General features: G+C 70.2%; 3 protein-coding genes. All 3 read left to right on the forward strand.

Features of this window, described 5'->3' with window-relative positions; all coding sequences use genetic code 11:
- Positions 1-325: winged helix-turn-helix transcriptional regulator (locus IG99_RS43165; protein ID WP_037684493.1), on the forward strand; the 325-nt coding region annotated here is incomplete at its 5' end.
- 584 nt (positions 326-909) lie between these two features.
- Positions 910-2,154, forward strand: coding sequence for a PucR family transcriptional regulator (locus IG99_RS43170; RefSeq protein ID WP_234312177.1), 1,245 nt, complete (start codon positions 910-912; stop codon positions 2,152-2,154).
- Between the two features lie 243 nt (positions 2,155-2,397).
- Positions 2,398-2,990 (forward strand): AMP-binding protein (locus tag IG99_RS43175; RefSeq protein WP_037684496.1); only part of this gene is annotated, 593 nt, incomplete at its 3' end.

Raw genomic sequence — 2,990 nt, forward strand, 5'->3', positions numbered from 1 at the left:
GAGCAGGCAGCTGTTCGACCTGGTCACCGCCCGGTGGGCCACCCTGGTCCTGGTCGACCTCATGGAGGGCCCGCAACGCTGGTCCGAGCTGCGCCGGCGTGCCGGCGGCGTCAGCGACAAGATGCTCGCGCAGACCCTGCGCGACCTCGAAGCCGGCGGACTGATCACCCGCACCGTGCACGCCGACCGCCCGCCGACGGTGCAGTACGCCCTGACCGACCTCGCCCGCGGCGCCACCGCCGCGCTGCAACACCTTCAGAACTGGGCCGAAGAACACACCAGCGACTACGCCCGACACACCCACACCACCCACCCGAAGCCCTGAAAAGGCAGGCTCGGTGTGCACACGTCACCGTGCTTCCGCCGTATGAGCGAGCGCCCTGACCAGCATGAACTGCGTGCAAAGCTCAGGGCGCGACTCGCCGTCACTCACGGTAGGCGCACAACGGCTTCCGCACGGCAGATCGCCGCCGATGGCGGGATCGTGGGTGGTCTGCGTGCGGGGCGCCGGGGACTCGGGGACAAGGGGCGGTCGAAGCCGCACGGCACGTCTTGTGTACCCCATGCGCTGACGCGACCGGTGTGCGGCCCCGTCAGGCGGACGGGGCCGACCCACCTGTCGGACGGGAGTGCCGTTCTGGTGCGATGAGTCAGTCCGCCGCGCGGTTGACTTGGACACTGTGAACCGCTCGCCGTACTTCGTGGCCGGCGCGTCGGCTCGCCGGGCCCACCCTTGCCGCCTGAGCCGCCGTCGATGTACCGCGGCACGCCCACGCCACTGGTTTACGGCGGAAGCCGGTGCCGAAGAAACGAAGTCGATGTCGGCGTCATCGGGTCTTACCGAGCGTCGGTTCATCCCAGTGATCTCGCGGCGCGCTGACGCCATGGCTCCCCTAGGCTGAGGCCGTGATGCGCCGATCAGGTCAGGTGGCCGCCCTCAGTGAGGTGGCCGACATCATCGCCGCTCAGCGGCAGTCACTGGCCGAGGCGGCTCTGGAGGCCATGCGGACGGAGATTCCCGGCTACGCCGCCCTCGTGGACGAAGCGCTGCTGGCCGACGTGGTGGCCCACGTGACGGAGGCGGTCGACGTGCTCGGTGTCAGCCTGGCCCGCGACCGACCGGTCACGGACGACGACGTGGCGTTCGTCCGCCCGCATGCCGCGCGGCGGGCCCGGCAGGGTATGCCCCTGGTGGATTTCATGCACGCGCTGCGTATCGCGCACCGCGTGATGTGGGAGGCGATCGCCGACTGGGCGGTGCACACGACCGGCGGGCGTGACGTCGCGCTGGAAGCGTGCGGACTCGTCATGGAACTGATCAACCGGGGCAGTACGGTCGCGGCCCGGGCTTATCTGGACGAGGAACAGTTCCTGGCCGTGGAAGGCGACCGGGTGCGTCGGGACCTGCTCGAAGACCTGATCGCGGGGCGGGAGCCGACGCCGGGACCACGGCTGACCGCGGCCACGAAGGCCGGGCTGCATCCCGATACGCCGTGTGCCGTGGTGGTCGCGGTGCCCGTGGGTCCCGTCGGCGACCCCTACAGTCTGCGTTCCGCCGCCTCGCTTCTCGGGCAGGCCGCGGGCGACCCGGCTCGTGCGCTGACCGTGCTGCGGCAGGACGAGATGGTGATCGTGCGGGCGCTGCGCGACAGGGTGGGCAGTGTGTCCGGGGAATCCGTGAGGACGGCATGGCGGACGCTCGCCGACCAGGGGACGCGGCTGGCGGTGGGCGTCAGCACGCGGTACGACACCGTCGCCGATCTGGGGAAGGCGTACCACGAGGCGGTCTCCGCGCTGGGCACTCTGCCGCCGGACGGTGGCGTCGTCTGCCTGTCCGATCTCAGTGTGCTCGACTATCTGACCCTCCGAGCGGACGAGACCGCCGCACGGATGGTGCCGGCGGCGCTCCGTACCTTCGTGGCCGAGGACTCCCGGACGGACGGCACCCTGATCAGAACAGTGGAGGAGTACGCGGCCAACGATCTGAACGTGAAGGCCGCGGCCCAGCGACTAGGTGTCCACATCAACACCGCACATCACCGTCTGGCTCGTGTCGAGGAACGGACGGGGTGTGACCTGCGCAGGCTCGCCGACCTCCAGGAGCTGCTGATCGCGATCAGACTGTTCGGGGGCGGCTCCGGCACCGCGGTGTGACCCGATCACCTCCACAGATGGAGGCTTGAGCACCTCCCTCCACAGCTATGTGATCCGATCACAGTGCGGCGGCCGCATTGTTGGGCGTCATGCCCGATGCCCTGCGCGCCACGGACGCCTAGCGTTGCCGTCGTCGAACCCGCGCGCTCACGCCGCGGCTTTGCCGGCGCCGCCGTAGGGGTGCGCGTCGGGCCTGTCGAGCGTGAGTTCCGGTACGGAGCCGATCGACGGGAACTGATCCAGATGACCGACCCCAGACCCATGTCCGCCACGCTCTGCGACGCCTTCCAGCGCACAGCGGCCGTCGCGCCCGACACGGTGGCCCTGCGCACCGTGGGCGCGACGCGCACCGTCACCTGGCGGGCCCTCGCCGAGGACGTGCGCCTCCTGGCGGCCGGCCTGGCCGGGCTCGGAGTCAGGCGTGGTGACACCGTCGCGCTGATGATGACCAACCGGGTCGAGTTCTTCCCCGTCGACCTCGCCGCCCAGCACCTGGGCGCCATCCCGTTCTCCGTCTACAACACCCTGCCGGCGGCCCAACTCGCCCACGTCCTGCGCAATTCCGGAAGCAGGGTGATGGTGTGCGAAACCCAGTACCTCCCCGTCGTCCGAGAATCCGGTGTGGCCGTCGAGCACCTCATCCTGGTGGACGGCGACGAAGTCCCGGCGGGCGGCGAGGAAACCAGGACCGCCGACGACGAAACCATGACGTACGGCGACGAAGCGAAGCCGGCCGAAGGCACCCTCAGCCTGGAAATCCTCCGCGCTCGGGGCCGGGCGAACACCTCGTTCGACTTCGACGCGGCCTGGCGCGCCGTCCAGCCGGACGACGTGCT

Source organism: Streptomyces griseus subsp. griseus, assembly GCF_000720255.1.
Lineage (GTDB): Bacteria > Actinomycetota > Actinomycetes > Streptomycetales > Streptomycetaceae > Streptomyces > Streptomyces griseus_I.

Coding starts and splice junctions, on each gene's coding strand:
- IG99_RS43170 (WP_234312177.1), top strand. CDS start 910: ATGCGCCGATCAGGTCAGGTGGCCGCCCTCAGTGAGGTGGCCGACATC.